This window comes from Candidatus Epulonipiscium sp. (genome assembly GCA_012519205.1).
Classification (GTDB): domain Bacteria; phylum Bacillota; class Clostridia; order Lachnospirales; family Defluviitaleaceae; genus JAAYQR01.
Genome location: JAAYQR010000006.1, coordinates 1 through 1786 on the forward strand (window position 1 = coordinate 1; position 1786 = coordinate 1786).

Consider the following 1786-nt stretch of genomic DNA (forward strand, 5'->3'; position numbering starts at 1 on the left):
CCGCCACCCTTGATAAACCATTCATAATGCTCATCTACTATCACCCGAAGGCACAAACTCAAAGCAAGCTAAATATTGCGCCTTCGAGGTGGATTATTTTAGCATTTATTCATTTGTTTATCAAGAGCAAGCCCTTCGGGTGGCTAATGTCCCCTCAGGCTTAAAATCTAAAGCCAGCTATGATGCTTTACATAAGCTTTCATATTCATCTGGGGTCATGTAGTTAATTGATGAATGAATTCTTTTTCTATTATAAAAGTAAGCGTCAATAGGCCCACACCTTCTAAAGATAGGGGCCGTATTGTATACTATTCTTTGTTAGGAATTTTGCAATTTACAGGAATTGAATTAGACCAAGGTAATAGTTGATCCAATTCTTCCATGTTATCTAAATCTATATTAGGTAGTTTTTCAAATAGATATGTTAAATAATAGAATGGATTTAAATTATTAGCCTTTGCTGTCTCTATTATACTATAGGTAATGGCAGAAGCCTGTGCACCTCTCGGGGACTTTGAAAATAGAAAATTCTTTCTTCCTATTACAAATGGCTTTATAGCTCTTTCAGCTCTATTGTTACTTATTTCACATCTTCCATCAAGCATAAATGCTATTAGCTTATCCCATTGATTTAAGCAATAGTTAATGGCTTTCCCAAGGCTACTTTTTGGTAGGACCTGTTTTTCTTTTGTTTTTAGCCATGACAAAAAGTCCTGAAGCACTGGTTTGGTTTTTTCTAGTCGCTTTTTATAGATTTCTTCAGGGGTTAGTTTTTCTTTTCTATATTCTCTTTCAAGTTTAAATAATTTATCGCAAAATTCAAGTCCTTCTTCAGCATTTGTCTTGGATGTGGTTGCATCTTTTGGTAATGCTTTTAAGGTATCTGTGAATCCTCTTCTTGCATGGGCAAAGCAACCTACCAAGGTGATATTTTCTACTGCATTGTATCCAGGGTAGCCATCTGTTTGCAAAAATCCATTGAATCCTTTTAAGAATTCTTTAGGATATTTCTTTGCTCTTGATGGCTGATATTCATACAAGAAAATTGGATTTGAATACATCCCTGTAGCATAAAGCCACATGTAGGATTTACTTGTAGGCTTTTTACCTTCTTCATTTAATACCTGCATTGTAGTTTCATCTGCATGAAGTATTGGTTCTTTTAGAAGATAATCATGCATTCGATCATATAGATGTTTTAACCAAGTATTAGCTCCATGTATTACCCAATTTGCTAAGTTTTGGCGTGATAAATTTATTCCAAAGTTTTGATATCCTTTCTCCTGTCTATACAGTGGTACTGCTTCTGAGTATTTACGATGCATTGTATATGCCATTAAAGATGGGGATACAAAACTACCCGGTAGAACTGGGTTTGGCATTTTGGCTGCTATTATTGGTGTAGTTATATTTTCCTTTTCACAATTTCTGCATGCGTAAATATTTCTAACATGCTCCACTACTACAACCTGAGCTGGAATAACTTTCAATTCCTTACGGATTTCTTTGCTCATTTGATGGAGATGATTATTGCAAATAGGACAGATCCTTTCTTCTTCTGTTAAAGTATATTCTATTCTTTCAACTGGAAGGTCTTCAAAGGATTTCTTATTTAAACCTTTTTTCTTTCTGCGTTTATATGTAATTTCTTCTATGGTCGGCTCTTCCTTTTCAGGACGTGATTCTTTTTCTGCCTCATTGAAGAATGATAATTGATCTGGGTTAGTTTTCTCACTTGAAGAACCAAAACGTTTTTGTTGATTTAATCTAAATTGTTCTTCATACC

The 1786-nt window shown here is 34.6% G+C and carries 1 protein-coding gene; it reads right to left on the reverse strand.

Annotation, left to right across the window (positions count from 1 at the left end):
- Positions 1-308: 308 nt before the first annotated feature.
- Positions 309-1786: IS66 family transposase (locus tag GX308_01205; protein ID NLK20708.1), on the reverse strand; the 1478-nt coding region annotated here is incomplete at its 5' end.